This window comes from Klebsiella sp. GW_Kp182 (assembly GCF_040062275.1).
In the GTDB taxonomy this organism is placed as follows: domain Bacteria; phylum Pseudomonadota; class Gammaproteobacteria; order Enterobacterales; family Enterobacteriaceae; genus Klebsiella; species Klebsiella michiganensis.
This window is the reverse complement of the sequence record NZ_JBEAFQ010000040.1, coordinates 1-12926: the sequence shown is the minus strand read 5'-3', so window position 1 is coordinate 12926 and position 12926 is coordinate 1. Positions and strand designations below refer to the sequence as shown.

Annotated in this window: 12 protein-coding genes; 6 read left to right on the top strand and 6 right to left on the bottom strand. The window is 55.5% G+C overall.

What is annotated here, in order from left to right:
* Positions 1 to 28 precede the first annotated feature (28 nt).
* Together phnD and phnC are read right to left on the bottom strand one after the other, a co-directional pair.
* On the bottom strand, positions 29 to 970 hold the full coding sequence (gene phnD, locus ABLU88_RS16945) for a phosphonate ABC transporter substrate-binding protein (RefSeq protein WP_009654530.1): 942 nt from the start codon (positions 968 to 970) through the stop codon (positions 29 to 31).
* 23 nt (positions 971 to 993) lie between these two features.
* Positions 994 to 1836, bottom strand: a complete 843-nt coding sequence (gene phnC, locus ABLU88_RS16940; RefSeq protein WP_014228100.1) for a phosphonate ABC transporter ATP-binding protein — start codon at positions 1834 to 1836, stop codon at positions 994 to 996.
* A 926-nt stretch (positions 1837 to 2762) separates the two neighbouring features.
* Here phnC and ABLU88_RS16935 point away from each other — a divergent pair.
* The 6 genes from ABLU88_RS16935 to ABLU88_RS16910 all read left to right on the top strand — a co-directional run bounded on the left by ABLU88_RS16935 (position 2763) and on the right by ABLU88_RS16910 (position 9631).
* Positions 2763 to 3305 (top strand): helix-turn-helix transcriptional regulator, encoded by a 543-nt coding sequence (locus ABLU88_RS16935; RefSeq protein ID WP_014228101.1) that lies wholly within the window; start codon positions 2763 to 2765, stop codon positions 3303 to 3305.
* 153 nt (positions 3306 to 3458) lie between these two features.
* Positions 3459 to 4046: a common pilus major fimbrillin subunit EcpA gene (locus ABLU88_RS16930; RefSeq protein ID WP_064405131.1), complete on the top strand. Its 588-nt coding sequence runs from the start codon at positions 3459 to 3461 to the stop codon at positions 4044 to 4046.
* A gap of 59 nt (positions 4047 to 4105) precedes the next feature.
* Positions 4106 to 4774 (top strand): hypothetical protein, encoded by a 669-nt coding sequence (locus tag ABLU88_RS16925; RefSeq protein ID WP_014228103.1) that lies wholly within the window; start codon positions 4106 to 4108, stop codon positions 4772 to 4774.
* A 25-nt stretch (positions 4775 to 4799) separates the two neighbouring features.
* Positions 4800 to 7325, top strand: coding sequence for a fimbrial biogenesis outer membrane usher protein (locus ABLU88_RS16920; RefSeq protein WP_032693219.1), 2526 nt, complete (start codon positions 4800 to 4802; stop codon positions 7323 to 7325).
* A gap of 19 nt (positions 7326 to 7344) precedes the next feature.
* Positions 7345 to 8958 carry a hypothetical protein gene (locus ABLU88_RS16915; protein ID WP_241010109.1) on the top strand — a complete coding sequence of 538 codons (1614 nt, stop codon included), beginning with the start codon at positions 7345 to 7347 and terminating at the stop codon, positions 8956 to 8958.
* Complete coding sequence (locus ABLU88_RS16910; RefSeq protein ID WP_014837540.1) at positions 8927 to 9631, top strand: fimbria/pilus periplasmic chaperone; 705 nt, start codon at positions 8927 to 8929, stop codon at positions 9629 to 9631. Before ABLU88_RS16915 ends, ABLU88_RS16910 begins: the two co-directional genes overlap by 32 nt.
* 27 nt (positions 9632 to 9658) lie before the next feature.
* Here ABLU88_RS16910 and ABLU88_RS16905 read toward each other — a convergent pair whose 3' ends face one another.
* Genes ABLU88_RS16905 through ABLU88_RS16890 form a run of 4 tightly spaced genes read right to left on the bottom strand, consistent with a single transcriptional unit; the run spans position 9659 to position 12722 of the window.
* Positions 9659 to 10342, bottom strand: a complete 684-nt coding sequence (locus tag ABLU88_RS16905) for an amino acid ABC transporter permease (protein ID WP_025107213.1) — start codon at positions 10340 to 10342, stop codon at positions 9659 to 9661.
* Positions 10332 to 11084 (bottom strand): amino acid ABC transporter permease, encoded by a 753-nt coding sequence (locus ABLU88_RS16900; protein ID WP_014228108.1) that lies wholly within the window; start codon positions 11082 to 11084, stop codon positions 10332 to 10334. Before ABLU88_RS16900 ends, ABLU88_RS16905 begins: the two co-directional genes overlap by 11 nt.
* Positions 11081 to 11899 (bottom strand): amino acid ABC transporter ATP-binding protein, encoded by an 819-nt coding sequence (locus ABLU88_RS16895; RefSeq protein ID WP_014837542.1) that lies wholly within the window; start codon positions 11897 to 11899, stop codon positions 11081 to 11083. Before ABLU88_RS16895 ends, ABLU88_RS16900 begins: the two co-directional genes overlap by 4 nt.
* 13 nt (positions 11900 to 11912) lie before the next feature.
* Positions 11913 to 12722, bottom strand: coding sequence for an ABC transporter substrate-binding protein (locus tag ABLU88_RS16890; protein ID WP_004099328.1), 810 nt, complete (start codon positions 12720 to 12722; stop codon positions 11913 to 11915).
* Positions 12723 to 12926: the final 204 nt, after the last annotated feature.

Genomic DNA, 12926 nt, shown 5'->3' with positions numbered 1-12926 from the left:
CTGGCCGGGCGACGGCGCCAGGGCGGGATTAACGCGCGGTAACCAGTTCGCGTTTCATATCAATGATCTGCTGGAAATCGGCTACGCTGCCCGGGCCGATATGCTGCGTGCCGCCCATCGCTTTGATAAAGCAGGCGTGATCGTCGGTATCCAGCTTTTTAATCGCGGTGACGACTTTGGCCTTAAAGTCAGCAGGCAGGGAATTGCTGACCAGGATTGGGCCGTTCGGGATCAGCGGCGATTGCCATATAATGCGGATTTGCTTCATCAAATCCGGGTGATCCATGCGAATCAGTCGGTTGAAGGCGCCGACGCTGTAGCCGCTATTATAATCACCCACCATCGAGGTCCAGGTCACCGCGCCGGCAAACTGACCGTTCAGCACGCCCAGAATATCCTGCTCATGGCCGCCGGAGAAGGTCACGCTGGAGAAGAAGTTATTATATTTATTATCCGACGTGCCGCCGAACTGCTGTTTAAAGGCGTGGTTGGGAATTAAAAAGCCGGAAGTGGAGTCCGGATCGGCGAAGCCAAACGCTTTGCCTTTCAGATCTTCTAACTTTTTATATGGACTGTCGGCTTTGACAATCACCACCGAGTGATAGCCGCGGGATTGATCTTTATCATCTACGGCAATCCCGACAATATCGACGGCTTTAGGGTTGTTAATATAAACGGAAGCGTATGATGACGGCGACATACTTAAGACCACGTCAACTTTTCCGCCCAGCAATCCCTGAATCACGCCGGAATAGTCGGAAGAGTTACGTAATTTTGTATCGACCTTCAGCTCCTTATCAAGAAACTGTTTAACGCACTGGTTATCACCAATTTGTTGGGTTGCGTTCTGACCGCCAAGGATGCCAAGATTTAATTCCTTCGGTTGTTCAGCAGCGCTTGCCTGCCACGCCATCATAATGCCTGCAACCGCTGCGGATAAACGAACTGCGCCAGTGATGTACTTTTTCATTATTTTGCCCGTGTGAGTGAAATTTAATGCAATTGGCTAATTTCATCGCCGTACAGCCGATGCAGAATATCCTGATTCAGCTGCGTGGGATGATCGTCAAAAATAATCTTGCCCTTGGCTACGCCGATGACCCGCGTGCAATATTCACGCACCAGCTCCACCGAATGCAGGTTTACCATCACGCTGATACCCTGTTCGCTAATTTCGCGCAGGACATTCATAATCCGCTGCGTATTTTTCGGGTCGAGGGAAGCGACCGGTTCATCGGCCAGCAAAATACCCGGGTTTTGCATCAGCGCCCGGCAAATCGCCACGCGCTGCATCTGGCCGCCGGAGAGGTTTTCCGCCCGCTGTAGCGCATGCGGCAGCATATTCATCCATTCCAGCAGGGAGATGGCGCGGGCGCGGTCCGCGTCGGGGAAAACTTTGAATAATGATTTCAGGGTGGAGGTCTGGCTCAGGCGACCCAGCAGCACGTTGGTCAAAACGTCGAGACGCGGGACCAGGCAGAAATCCTGAAAGATCATGCCGCACTGGCTGCGCCAGGCGTTTAGCGCGCGGCCCGACAGCTTTGATACGTCCTGCGGCGTACCCACTTCCGGATAGCTGAGGATCTCGCCGCCGCTGGCGCTGTGGGTACCGTTCAGTACGTGCAGAAGCGTTGACTTTCCGGCGCCGGAGCGGCCAATGACGCCAACCAGCTCGCCCGCATGAAGATCGAAACTGATGCCGTCCAGTACGGTTTGCTGCGCGCTGTAGGATTTGCTCAGGTTGCGTACGCTCAGGACCTTACGCTGCCGGTCGATAAAGGGCGGCGTAAACGGTTGATAATCGGTTTCTGCCACCGCAGCCAGGGAACTGTTCATAAATGCGTCCAGGTTCGTCAGTAAACTGGGCACTATTAATGGTGTTTTATATGACTGCCGGATGACAGTAAGGCGAACAAATAGTGAACGGATGCGAAAGCTGGCCTATTTGTTGGAAAAAAGTTCGTCATAGATCACACTTTTGCATCAGCAATCGGGCATCTGAGAATACTCTGCCTACCTTTAATACGCGATAGCGCATGAGATTAATAATGATACGTATTTCATCTGATAAAGATGACGCGTTTTATGCGACATTAGCCGGGGAATGCTATCGCCGCGGGTACAACGGGACGACTTTGGACGCTCGTGCAATTCTTATATCTGAGTCGGTTTAACCGAGTGGATAATCTTCAGGTACTGGATTACGATTCGCGGCGGAAAATTTTTAGTCGGTGACTATCCCTTTTGTGCGGCGTGTAATTCCATTATTTACGCTAATTAATGAAATTAACCACTGATTTTGTGTTGTTTATTGGTTTTATGTTCTTATTTTTTGAATTTATTCGGTTTTTTCGCTTTTTTAAATAAAAGTGAGGTTAAGAATAGTCTTAACAACTAATGGCTAAGATCCTGGAACATATAATATTCACTTAAGAATCTACGCATATCCCACCAATAACCGTATGAAAACCAATGATTTTTGTGTTTAACTCAATATCCTTATTTTTATTCTTCTGACTTAAATTGACCTGGTCGGTAATTAGCCCTTTGCGCACTTATTGACACACATGGAGAAAAATCCTAAATTTGGTAACACAAGAAACAAGCAAGTCATTTAGTGCTCTTTATCTCTAGCAATACTATTTTGAATTTTGATTGAATATATTAAAGAGGGAATTTGCTGACTTAGACTTTGCAGGCCTGGGCTATCAGCAGTGTTGTGATACGTTCAAGATTTCCAGGACTATGGGGTTTAACTTTATATGGATTATAAATATTCTTTGGACCAGTGTATCTGGCCAGCGCATGACAGCTATTTTTTAAAAGGACTCGCTGAGCTAATTATTGATATTGATGACCTGATTTACCTGTCGCTTGAAAAGGTACGCCGGGAGTTTGTATTTATTAATCTTAGCGCCAGTTCGCTGAATTATTTTATCCGCCGCGATAGCGAGTGGCTGGCTGAAATGAAAGGCAAGCAAATTGTATTAATTGCCGCGAGGCGCTCGGAAGCGCTGGCCAACTACTGGTATTACAATGGTGCTATTCGTGGCGTGGTCTATGTGGACTTAGCCAAGGATATTCGTCAGGAGCTGGCATACGTTATCAACGGCCGTTTTCTACGTAAAGATATAAAGAAAGACAAAATTACCAACAGGGAAATGCAAATAATTCGGATGACGGCACAGGGAATGCACCCGAAATCTATTGCCAAGATTGAAAATTGTAGTGTGAAAACGGTTTATACCCATCGGCGAAATGCCGAGGCCAAACTGTATTCAAAGATATATAAGTTAGCGCTGTAATTAGTAATAAACGTTGTTTTTAAAATTGTGCACCAGGTCGTAACGCCCAAAATAATTTGCGTCGCAGATAATAATGATGCGGCCTGAACTATGGCGGGAATGCACACAGACGTGGGACATCAGGTCCCTTAATAAACTCAGGATGAAAAAGCTATGAAAAAAAAGGTTCTTGCAATTGCTCTGGTAACCGCGTTTGCCGGTATGGGTGTCGCTCAGGCAGCTGACGTTACTGCTCAGGCAGTCGCTACCTGGTCCGCAACCGCCAAAAAAGACACTACCAGCAAGCTGGTGGTGACTCCGCTGGGCAGCCTGGCTTTCCAGTATGCCGAAGGGATTAAAGGCTTTAACTCACAGAAAGGCCTGTTTGATGTGGCTATCGAAGGCGACGCCACCGCGACCGCATTCAAACTGACCTCTCGTCTGATCACCAACACCCTGACTCAGCTGGATACCTCTGGTTCCACCCTGAGCGTGGGCGTTGACTACAACGGCGCTGCGGTCGAAAAAACGGCTGACACCACCATGATCGACACCGCGGCGGGCATCCTGGGCGGCAACCTCAGCGCGCTGTCTAACGGCTATAACGTCGCGGGTCGTACTACCGCTCAGGACGGCTTCACGTTCTCCATCATCAGCGGCACCGCTGATGGCACGACAGATGTGACCGACTACAGCGCTCTGCCGGAAGGTATCTGGAGCGGTGACGTCAGCGTACAGTTCGACGCGACCTGGACCAGCTGATCCTCTCGTAGCACCAGGCAGGGGGGCTCCCCCTGCCTTATTTCACGGATTGAATTCATATGAAAAAACACATTCTGGCCATCGGCCTGTTGCTCAGCACAATGACGCCAGCCCTGGCGCTGGATGTGGGCGATATCTCTTCATTTATGAACAGCGGCAGCAGCACGCTGAGCAAAGAGATCAAGAACACGACCGACAGCGGTCGCTTAATTAACATCCATATGGAACGCCTCTCTTCGCCGCTGGACGGTGGCAAGGTGATCCCGATGGATAAGCAGGACGAGATTTTACTGACCCCCGCCAGTCTGCTGCTGCCCGCGAAAGCCAGCGACGTGATCCGCTTTTTCTACAAAGGCCCGGCGGACGATAAAGAACGCTATTACCGCATTGTCTGGTTCGATCAGGCGCTCAGCGATGCTCAGCGCAATGGCTCGACCCGCAGCGCGGTAGCGACGGCCTCGGCGCGTATCGGCACCATCCTGGTGGTCGCGCCAAGAAAAGCCAACTTCCGCTATCAGTACGCCAACGGCACGCTGGTCAATACCGGTAACGCGACGTTACGTATTCTTGCCTACGGCCCGTGTCTGAAGCCGGCTGACGGTAAAGAGTGCAAGGAAAATTATTTCCTGATGCCGGGAAAAGAACGGCGCTTCACGCGCGTGAATGTGGCGGATAAAAAAGGACGGGTCGCGCTCTGGCAGGGCGAGCAGTTTGTTCCCGTGAAATAGACATTTCTTCTGACGGATCAACATTATGGCTCTACCAGGGAACGCTCCAGGATTAAAAACACTCCTTGCCTCCGGCATGGTCATTTTGCTGGTTCCGTTTAGCGTCACTGCCGCCACCGATAAAGTACAGCAAATCGGCGGCGTGATTATCCCTCAGGCCTTCAGCCAGGCGCTGCAGGACGGAATGAGCATCCCACTGTTTATTCATCTTGAAGGCAGCACCGGTACCCAGGACGATCAGCGGATCGGCAATGCCTTTATCTGGCTGGATAATGGCGTTCTGCGCGTTCGGCAGATTCAGCTGGAAGAAAACGATAATAACGCCACCGTCAGCGAGCAGACCCGCAAACAGCTGACCGCGCTGGCCAATGAAGCTTTCAGCAAAGATCTTAACATTAGCCTGACGGATGACGCCCGGCTACAGCTCAGCCTGCGCCAGCTGCTTCTGCAGCTGGTGGTAAAAAAAGAGGCGCTGGGTACGGTGCTGCGCTCGCGCAGCGAAGATATCGGTCAGTCCAGCGTCAACACCCTTAGCAGCACCCTGAACTATAACCTCGGGGTCTATAACAACCAGATGCGCAACGGCGGCAATAATACCTCCAGCTATCTGTCGCTGAACAACGTTACCGCGCTGCGCGAGCACCACGTGGTGCTGGACGGCTCGCTTTACGGTATTGGCTCCGGCAATCAGGACAGCGACGTCTATAAAGCGATGTATGAACGCGACTTTGCCGGTCACCGCTTTGCGGGCGGGATGCTGGATACCTGGAATTTACAGTCCCTTGGCCCGATGACCGCCGTTTCGGCAGGGAAGATCTACGGCGCTTCCTGGGGCAACCAGGCCAGTTCGACGGTGTTCGATAACACCCAGTCGGCCACCCCGGTGGTCGCCTTTTTACCCGCCGCTGGGGAAGTCCATCTGACCCGCGACGGACGCCTGATGAGCGTGCAGAACTTTGCCATGGGTAACCATGAGGTCGACACCCGCGGCCTGCCGTACGGGATTTATGATGTCGATGTTGAAGTGATTGTGAACGGCCGGGTGGTCAGCAAACGCACCCAGCGGGTCAATAAATTGTTCAGCCGCGGACGCGGCGCTGGCGCGCCGCTGGCCTGGCAATTCTGGGGCGGCAGCTTCCATATGGATCGCTGGTCCGAAAGCGGTAAAAAAACGCTTCCGGCAAAAGATAGCTGGCTGGCGGGGGCCTCGGCCTCCGGGTCGTTCAGTACCTTAAGCTGGGCGGCCACCGGCTACGGCTATGATAACAACGCCGTCGCCGAGACGCGCCTGACCCTGCCGATCACCGAGTCCATTAACGTGAACCTGCAGAATATGCTGGCCAGCGACAGCTCCTGGAGCAGCATCGGCAGCATCAGCGCCACGCTGCCCGGCGGCTTTAGTTCGGTGTGGGTCAACCAGGAAAAAACGCAGATTGGCGACCGGATACGGCGCAGTAATGCCGACAACCGGGCCATCGGCGGCACGCTGAACCTCAATTCACTCTGGTCAAAGCTGGGTACCTTCAGCATCAGCTATAACGACGACCGCCGCTATAACAGCCATTACTACACGGCGGATTACTACCAGACGCTTTACACCGGCTCATGGGGATCGCTGGGCCTGCGCGCGGGCGTACAGCGCTTTAATAACGGCGACAGCAGCGCCAGCACCGGGAAATATATTGCGCTCGATTTCTCGCTGCCGCTCGGCAACTGGTTCAGCGCCGGGATGACGCACCAGAACGGTTACACCATGGCCAACCTGTCGGCGCGTAAACAGTTTGATGAAGGCAGTATTCGCACCATCGGCGCGAACGTTTCGCGCGCCATTTCCGGCGATACCGGCGATGACAAAACCCTCAGCGGCGGCGCATATGCCCAGTTTGATACCCGCTACTCCACCGGCACGCTGAATGTGAACAGCGGCGTGGATGGCTATGTGAACACCAACCTGACCGCCAACGGCAGCGTGGGCTGGCAGGGGAAAAATATCGCCGCCAGCGGCCGCACCGACGGCAACGCCGGCGTGATTTTCAAAACCGGCCTTGAGGATGACGGCAAGCTCAGCGCCAAGGTTAACGGCCGTATTGTACAGCTCTCCGGCAACCGTAATTACCTGCCGCTGTCGCCGTACAGCCGTTATGAAGTGGAGCTGCAGAACAGTAAAAACTCGCTCGATAGCTACGATATCGTGACCGGGCGTAAGAGTCAGTTGACCCTTTATCCGGGCAACGTGGCGGTGATTGAGCCGGAAGTGAAGCAGATGGTGACGGTCTCCGGGCGTATCCGCGCGGAAGACGGCACGCTGCTGGCTAACGCGCGGATTAATAACCATATCGGTCGTACCCGCACCGATGAGAACGGTGAGTTTGTGATGGACGTGGATAAAAAATATCCCACCATCGATTTCAGTTACGGTAAAAACCAGAGCTGCGAAGTGGCGCTGGAGCTGAGCCAGGCGCGCGGCGCGGTGTGGGTGGGCGATGTGGTCTGTAGCGGCCTCTCCACCTATGCCCGCACGCAGCAGACAGGAGAAGGTAATGAAAGCTAAATGGCTGGCATGTTTAGTGATGTTCACGGCGGCGCTGTGCGTGACGCGGGTCAACGCCGCGGTCACCAAAACCACCTGGCCGGATGCGGCGGCCATGCAGTTTGTTTTCGTGGAAAACAACTCGGACGATAACTTCTTTGTCACCCCGGGCGGCGCGCTGGACCCGCGAATGACCGGGGCTAACCGCTGGACCGGGCTGAAATATAACGGCTCGGGCACCATTTATCAGCAGAGCCTGGGCTATATCGACAATGGCTATAACACCGGTCTGTACGCCAACTGGTTCTTCGATATGTGGCTGGATAACTCTCCCGCATCTCATCCGTTACAGGGGCTGCGCTGTATCAACTGGTATGCGGGCTGCGATATGGCCACCAGCCTGATTCTGCCGCAAACCAGCGATGCCAGCGGCTTCTACGGCGCGACGGTGACCTCCGGCGGACAAAAGTGGATGCACGGCATGATGTCCGACGCTTTCTACCAGTATCTGCAGCAGATGTCGGTGGGCAGCAGCTTCTCGATGACCATCAACTCCTGCATGACGTCGGTGAGCTACGACGCCAGCAGCGGCGCGCGCTGTAAAGATCAGGCTTCGGGTTACTGGTACGTGCGCAAAGTCACCCATACTAAAGCGGCAAACCTTAAGCTGATTAACACCCATGCGCTGGCGGAAGTCTTTATCAACAGCGACGGGGTCCCGACGCTGGGCGAGGGGAACGCCGACTGCCGCACCCAGACTATCGGCTCCCGTTCCGGTCTGAGCTGCAAAATGGTGAACTACAATTTGCAGCATAATGGCCTGAGTAATACCTCAATTCATATTTTTCCGGCAATCAGCAACTCGGCGCTGGCTTCCGCGGTCGGAAGTTATGATATGCAGTTCAGCCTGGATGGGAATTCATGGAAGCCGGTGAGCGGCATCTCCCAGTACTATACGTTTAATGAGATGAAATCATCTGACTCGGTTTACGTCTTTTTCTCGAGCAACTTTTTTAAGCAGATGGTCACGCTGGGCATCAGCGACGTGAACACTAAAGATCTGTTTAATTTCCGTTTCTATAACACCACCTCGCCGGAGTCAGGCTGGTACGAGTTTTCGACCTCCAACACGCTGATTATTAAACCGCGCGACTTCAGCATCAGCATTATTTCCGATGAGTACATTTCGGCGCCGATGCGCGAAGGCTACGTGGGCAGCGGCGAGCCGTCGCTGGACTTTGGCTATATTGTCACCACCAGCGGCAAAACCGCCGCCGATGAAGTGCTCATTAAAGTGACCGGGCCAACGCAGGCGATCGGCGGACGTTCATACTGTATTTTTAGTTCACCCGACGGCACGTCGAGAGTACCGTTCCCGGCGACGCTGGCGTTTACCACCCAGACCGGGACCATCAAAACCTACGATGCCGGATGCGATGATACCTGGCGCGATATGACCGACGCCCTGTGGTTAACCACGCCGTGGACGGATATTTCCGGCGACGTCGGTCAGATGGACAAAACGACGGTGACGTTTTCCATTCCGATGGATAACCCGATATCGCTGCGCACGGTGGAAGATAACGGCTGGTTTGGTGAAGTGAGTGCTTCAGGAGAAATTCATGTTCAGGCGACGTGGCGTAACATTAACTAATTTGCTGCGGATGCTTATCTGCCTGCTGTCGCTCGGCTTCGCGACCGCGGCGCAGGCCATCTCGGTGGGTAATTTAACTTTCTCGCTGGCGGCGGAAGATAACTTCGCGTCTAAACGGGTGATTAATAACAATAAAAGCGCCCGACTGTATCGGGTTTCTATTGTCGCTATCGACCGCCCCGGCGGCAAAGAGGTGCGTTCTCGCCCGGCGGACGGCGAGCTGCTGTTTGCCCCGCGTCAGCTTACCCTGCAGGCGGGGGAGAGCGAGTATTTTAAGTTTTACTACCACGGCCCGAAAGATGACCGTGAGCGCTATTACCGGGTCTCCTTTCGTGAAATACCCACCCGCAATTACGTGATGCGCAATAAAAGCGGTACCGAGGTGAGTATGGATCCGGTGGTGGTGATGGACACGATTCTGGTTGTGCGCCCGCGCGAGGTACGGTTCAAGTGGGCCTACGATCGGGCGGCGGGCACCGTCAGCAATACCGGGAATACCTGGTTTAAGCTGCTGATCAAGCCCGGGTGCGATACGACGGAAGAGGAAGGGGATGCATGGTATTTACGGCCCGGGGACGTTGTTCGCCAGGCCTCGCTGCGCCAACCGGGGAACCACTACATCATCTATAACGATAAATTTATAAAAATGACCAAAGACTGCCCGGTGAACTAACCGGGCAGCTTTTTTCGCGCTTCGTCGCTAAACCGTACGCCCGGCATAGCGGCGGTTCGCCAGCAGGCTCAGGCCGCAGCACAGCAGATAATAAACCGCGCCGGTAAAGACAAATATCGCCAGCGGGTAAATCTGCACCCGGTTATTGACCTGCCCGGCGACGGTGGTCAGTTCCGGCACGTTGACGATAAACGCCAGCGACGTGTCTTTGAGCAGCCCGATAAATATCCCTACCAGCGAGGGCTGAACGTTGCGCAGAGCCTGCGGCAGCAGAATAAGGCGCAGCGTCTGTCCGGGGGCAAAACCCTGGGTCAGCGCCGCTTCGTACTGCCCGCGGGGCAGCGATTGCAGGCCCGCCAGCACCGAGTGCATCACCGACGCGGCGGTAAACCACGCCAGCGCCACCGTGACGGTGACCGCGCCCGGCAGGTCGCTGCCGGTGAGCATGGGGAGCAGATACCACAGCCAGAAAATGACGAAGATCAGCGGGATGCCGCGAATAATCTCCGCCCACAGGAAGAGCAGCCGCCGCACGATCCCGTCGTAGCGCCAGGCGATGGCCGCCAGCAGCACGCCCCCCGGCAGCGCCAGCGCGGCGGCGCCGACTGCCATCAGCAGCGTCAGCACCACGCCGCCGGGAATACCGTCCGCCAGCCGTCCCCACAGCAGATAATCGAGGTTATCAACGATAACCGCCAGGTTAGCGTTCATAGCCGGCTCTCCTTTGCTGATCCCTTCCCGGACCGAGACGCGTCAGCGCCACGCCCATGAGCACCCCAAGCGCCAGATACAGCGCGGTGCCGACGGCAAACGCCTCCAGCGCATGCGCGTTGTAGCTCTCGATTTGCCGCACCTGATAGGTCAGTTCGGCGAAGCCGATACCGCTCGCCAGCGAGGAGAGCTTCATCAGGTTCAGATACTGGCCGATAATCGGCTGCCAGGCGTTAGCCAGCCCCTGCGGCAGCAGAATGTGGCGCAGCTCCTGCCACGGCGTAAACCCCTGCGACAGCGCCGCTTCCCGCTGGCCGTGGCTAACGGCGCGCAGCCCGGAGGCGATCTCTTCGATCAGAAACGCCGAAGTAAAGACCCCGAGTCCCCACATTGAGCAGAGAAACTCCGGCGTCAGCCACCAGACGTTGCCCGGCAGAATCGACCAGCTGTGGTCGTCGTTGATAAAATCTCGCGCCCCCAGCGGCAGCAGATTCCAGGCGGCAAAATACCAGAACAGCAGCTGGACCAGCAGCGGCGTATTGCGGAACAGTGAAACCCAGGCCGCCACCAGCCAGCGGCCGGGCCTTCCGCCCCCGAGACGCAGCGCCAGCAGCAGGACGGCCAGCACGGTCGCCAGAATCATCCCCGCGACGCTGACCCAGACGGTGGTGAGAAAACCGGAGATGATCCACTGCAGCGGCTGCCCGCTCAGCACGCCATGCCAGTCGAGATGTGGGATCACGCCTCACTCTCCTGGTGCAGCGGATCGAGCACCTTCTGCAGGAAACGGCGGGTGCGGGCGTGCTGCGGCCGGGCGAAAAACTCGGCCGGCGGCGCGACTTCGAGAATATCGCCGCCATCGATAAACACCACCCGATCGGCAATCTCGCGGGCGAACTGCATCTCGTGGGTCACCACCACCATGGTGATCCCGCTGTGGGCGAGGGTTTTCATGACCTGCAGCACTTCGCCGATCATCTCCGGGTCCAGCGCCGACGTGGGTTCATCGAACAGAATGATTTGCGGCGAGGAGGCGAGGGCGCGGGCGATCGCCACCCGCTGCTGCTGACCGCCCGAGAGCTGGGCAGGCATCTGCCGGGCTTTATCCGCCAGGCCAACCTGGCTGAGCAGCGCCAGCGAGCGCTCGCGGGCGGCGCTTTTGCTCCAGCCGTGAACGCGTTCCAGCGCGAGGGTAATATTCTCCTGCGCCGTCAGGTGGGCGTAGAGATTAAACTGCTGAAAAACGAAGCCGACCCGGCTGCGCAGCTGGCGCAGGGCGCTGCCGGTAAGCTGGCGCGTCGGTTTGCCGTCGATCAGAATCTCGCCGCCGCTAAGGGATTCCAGCTGATTGATCAGGCGGATCAGGGTTGATTTGCCCGATCCCGAAGGGCCGAGGATCGCCACTACTTCGCCGGGTTCAACCTGTAAATTTACGCCGTTCAGCACCCGATGGTCGCCGTAGCTTTTGGCGACATCGCGAAACTCAATGCTGGCGCGCTGCAGATGCGAAAAATCCGCGGACGATGCCGCGGAGCGTGAAAATAGAGCCGATAACATCATCTTTCTCTGCTTATTTCGCTTCGATAGTAAAGGCGCGCGGCTGCGGGGTTTTGGTGCTCGGGCCAAACCAGACGTCGTAAATTTTGGCCGCTTCACCGGATTTCTCCAGCTTGACCAGCTCGTCATTGACCGCTTTCAGCAGGGCCGGTTCGCCTTTCTTCACGCCGACGCCAATCTCTTCTTTGCTCAGCAGGTCGGGGATGATTTTGAAGTTCGCCTTGTCCGGCGCTTCCGCCAGCAGTCCGGCGAGGATGGTGCTGTCCTGAGTGATGGCCTGCACGTTGCCGTTGCGCAGGGCGGTCAGCGCCAGCGGAATATCGTCATAAGAGAGCACGCGCGACTGCGGGAAACGCTGATGCAGCGCCTGTTCGCCGGTGGTGCCTTTTACCGCGCCGATGCGCGCTTTGCTGTAATCATCGAGCTTATCCGGCGATTTTGCCGGGACGAGGAACTGCTGGCCGGTCACGAAGTAAGGCGTTGAGAAATCAATCACCTGGGCGCGTTCCGGGGTGATGGTAATATCGGCGACGATCAGGTCGGCCTTACCGGATTGCAGCAGCGGAATGCGGTTGGCCGGGTTGGTGGCGACCAGCTCCAGCTTGACGCCGAGCGATTTTGCCAGCGCTTCGGCGAAGTCCACGTCGTAGCCGACGATTTTATGCGTTTTCGGGTCTACCGAGCCGAACGGCGGGTTGGCGTCGAAGGTGGCGACTTTGACCACACCGGCGGCTTTGATATCGGCTAATTGATCGGCCTGAGCCTGCGCGGCGAGCACCAGCATGCCCAGCGCCAGCGCGATTTTTGTTTTTGCAATGCGCATTGTTATTCCCCTGAATCCCTGTTTTGTTTTGTGTTTATCACGCTCCCACAAATCGCCCGTCGGCGGCAAAGAAGAAAAAGTTCTTATCTATAACGAAAAAGAACTTAACAAAGTTGTGGATATTGTTTACCCGGCTCTGTGCTACCAAACTGGGGAGACATTCCGTCAGCTATTGGTATCTTTCTGAAATCACAAGACTCGCAG

Excerpts from the sequence above, each read along its gene's own strand:
- phnD (WP_009654530.1), bottom strand. The coding sequence starts at position 970 with ATGAAAAAGTACATCACTGGCGCAGTTCGTTTATCCGCAGCGGTTGCA.
- ABLU88_RS16925 (WP_014228103.1), top strand. The coding sequence starts at position 4,106 with ATGAAAAAACACATTCTGGCCATCGGCCTGTTGCTCAGCACAATGACG.
- ABLU88_RS16905 (WP_025107213.1), bottom strand. The coding sequence starts at position 10,342 with ATGAACGCTAACCTGGCGGTTATCGTTGATAACCTCGATTATCTGCTG.
- ABLU88_RS16935 (WP_014228101.1), top strand. The coding sequence starts at position 2,763 with ATGGATTATAAATATTCTTTGGACCAGTGTATCTGGCCAGCGCATGAC.
- ABLU88_RS16915 (WP_241010109.1), top strand. The coding sequence starts at position 7,345 with ATGTTCACGGCGGCGCTGTGCGTGACGCGGGTCAACGCCGCGGTCACC.
- ABLU88_RS16930 (WP_064405131.1), top strand. The coding sequence starts at position 3,459 with ATGAAAAAAAAGGTTCTTGCAATTGCTCTGGTAACCGCGTTTGCCGGT.
- ABLU88_RS16890 (WP_004099328.1), bottom strand. The coding sequence starts at position 12,722 with ATGCGCATTGCAAAAACAAAAATCGCGCTGGCGCTGGGCATGCTGGTG.
- ABLU88_RS16895 (WP_014837542.1), bottom strand. The coding sequence starts at position 11,899 with ATGTTATCGGCTCTATTTTCACGCTCCGCGGCATCGTCCGCGGATTTT.
- ABLU88_RS16920 (WP_032693219.1), top strand. The coding sequence starts at position 4,800 with ATGGCTCTACCAGGGAACGCTCCAGGATTAAAAACACTCCTTGCCTCC.
- phnC (WP_014228100.1), bottom strand. The coding sequence starts at position 1,836 with ATGAACAGTTCCCTGGCTGCGGTGGCAGAAACCGATTATCAACCGTTT.
- ABLU88_RS16910 (WP_014837540.1), top strand. The coding sequence starts at position 8,927 with ATGTTCAGGCGACGTGGCGTAACATTAACTAATTTGCTGCGGATGCTT.